Raw genomic sequence first — 2,447 nt, 5'->3', positions numbered from 1 at the left:
TGATTGCGCCCACCCCCACAACCCCCGCCATCCGCGCGCGCCCGCGCCCAAACCCCTCCCCCTACCCCCCTCCCGCAAGGGGAGGGGGGACTTTGTCTTTGATCGGCATCCGGCAGGAGCCGCCACATGACCGCCACCGAGCGCATCACCACCGATGTCGCCATCATCGGCGGCGGCATCGCCGGCGCGGCCGCGGCCCTGGCGCTGCGCCACATGGGGATGGCGGTGCTGCTGCTGGAGCGCGGCTTCTGCGGCGCCCAGGCCAGCGGCGTGAATTATGGCGGCGTCCGCCGCCAGGGCCGGCCGCCGGAGCAGATCCCGCTGTCGCAGCGCGCCCATGCGATCTGGCAGCGCCTGCCCGAGACGATCGGCATCGACGGCGAATACATCCGCTCCGGCCACCTCAAGCTGGCGCGCAGCGAGGCCGACCTGGCGTCTCTGGAGGCCTATCAGGACCGGGTGCGCGACCTGGGCCTCGGGCTCGAGATCGTCGCCGGCAACGCCTTCCGCGCCCGTTGGCCCTGGCTGGGCGACCGCGCCCTCGCCGGGTCCTGGTGCCCGGATGACGGCCATGCCAATCCGCGCCTGGTGTCGCCCGGCTTCGCCCGCGCCGCGCGCAAGGCCGGGGCCGACATCCGCGAGCAGACCGCCGTCCACGAGGCCGTCCGGGATGGCGACGGCTTCCGCCTGCTGGCCGGCGACGGGCTGGAGGTGCGGTCGCGCCTGCTGCTGAACTGCGCCGGCGCCTGGTCCGGCCGCTTCGCCGCCGCCTTCGGCGAGACCGTGCCGCTGGAATCGGCCCACCCCAACATGGCGGTGACCGAGCCGCTGCCGCGCCTGATGGACATCAATGTCGGGGTCGAGGGCGGCGCCATCTATGCCCGACAGGTCGAGCGCGGCAACTTCGTCATGGGCGGCGGCCGCGGCATCACGCTGGACGAAGACCGCGCCCGACCCGGCCGCAGCGCCATCGCCGCACTGCTGCGCCAGGCGGCAGAGCTGTTCCCGGCCCTGCGCGGCGCCCAGGTGATCCGGTTCTGGAGCGGCGTCGAAGGCGACACGCCCGACCGCAACCCGGTGCTAGGGCCGAGCCGCACCACGCCCGGGCTGATCCACGGCTTCGGCTTCTCCGGCGCCGGCTTCCAGATCGGGCCGGCGGTCGGCGAGGTGCTGGCCGAGCTGGCGCGCGACGGCCGCAGCACCACCCCGATCGAGGCCTTCGACATCGGCCGCTTCGCCGCCCCCACGGCGGACACGTCGGCGGCCTGAGCATCAACAACCAAACAGGAGAGAGCGACATGAACGGACGGATCGGAACCGCATTGCTGGCCACGACGGCGCTGCTGGCCTCGGGCGCGGCGATGGCGGAGACCAAGACCATCTATATCGGCATGAATGGCGGCGACATGGAGAAGGCCTACAGCCAGTACGTCTTCCCCGATTTCGAAAAGGCCAACGACGCCAAGGTCGTGGTGGTGCCCGGCACCTCCTCCGAAGTGCTGGCCAAGCTGCAGGCGGCCAAGGACAACCCGCAGATGCACCTGGTCTTCCTCGACGACGGCGTCATGGTCCGCGCCATCGGCATGGGGCTGTGCCAGAAAACCGAGACCGCGCCGGTGATGGCAGATCTCTATCCCGCCGCCCGGATCAAGGACGACATGGCGCTGGGCGTCACCGTCACGGTGACCGGCCTGGCCTACAACACCAGGATGTTCGAGCAGGAGGGCTGGGCCGCCCCGACCTCCTGGATGGACCTGGCCGACTCGAAATACGAGGGCAAGGTCGTGTTCCAGTCGCTGTCCAGCAGCACCTACGGGCTGCACGGTTTCCTGATGTTCAACCGCATCCAGGGCGGCAGCGAGGACAATGTCGACCCCGGCTTTGCCAAATGGGGCGAGACCGTCGGCCCGAACGTGCTGGAATACATCCCGAGCTCGGCCAAGCTGTCGGAGATGGTGCAGACAGACGAGGCGGCGATCTTCCCGCTGACGCCGACCGCCGTCGCCAGCTTCAAGGACAAGGGCATCCCGGTCGGCTACGCCCAGCCGAAGGAGGGCGCGGTGGTGCTGATGGTGGCGGAATGCGTCGTCGCCGGGAACTCCGAGCCGGCATTGGCGCAGAAGCTGGCGCAGTACCTGCTGACGCCGGAGGCCCAGGCCAAGGCGCTGCAATACGGCAACCAGGTCCCGTCCAACGCCAAGGTCGAAGGCCCGACGCCGGAATCGGCGGCGAAGGTGAAGGAGATGCGCGGCTATCTCGAGCACGCGGTCACGGTCGACTGGGACCAGATCAACGCCCACCGGCCGGACTGGAACGACCGTTGGAACCGGACGGTCGAGCGGTAAACACGCGTAGGTTGGGCTCGCGTCAGCGAACCCAACATCGTCCCGTCAGAGCGTGGGGGGGGGGGGGGGGGGGGGGGGGGGCGGCCCGGGGGGGGGGAGACG

2 protein-coding genes are annotated in these 2,447 nt (G+C 70.6%); both read left to right on the top strand.

The window, feature by feature from the left end:
- Positions 1-126 precede the first annotated feature (126 nt).
- Positions 127-1,269 carry an NAD(P)/FAD-dependent oxidoreductase gene (locus tag AAHM41_RS39895; protein WP_342242198.1) on the top strand — a complete coding sequence of 381 codons (1,143 nt, stop codon included), beginning with the start codon at positions 127-129 and terminating at the stop codon, positions 1,267-1,269.
- Positions 1,270-1,298: 29 nt separating this feature from the next.
- The gene (locus tag AAHM41_RS39890) at positions 1,299-2,345 is read left to right on the top strand and encodes an ABC transporter substrate-binding protein (RefSeq protein WP_342242197.1); all 1,047 of its coding nucleotides are present in this window, start codon (positions 1,299-1,301) and stop codon (positions 2,343-2,345) included.
- Positions 2,346-2,447: the final 102 nt, after the last annotated feature.

It is taken from the genome of Inquilinus sp. OTU3971, from assembly GCF_038440215.1.
Note: the sequence above shows the minus strand (reverse complement) of the source record. Positions and strands in the feature narration are given on the sequence as shown.

Bases quoted from the DNA above. Each gene is read 5' to 3' on its own strand.
- AAHM41_RS39895 (WP_342242198.1), top strand. From the start codon at position 127: ATGACCGCCACCGAGCGCATCACCACCGATGTCGCCATCATCGGCGGC.
- AAHM41_RS39890 (WP_342242197.1), top strand. From the start codon at position 1,299: ATGAACGGACGGATCGGAACCGCATTGCTGGCCACGACGGCGCTGCTG.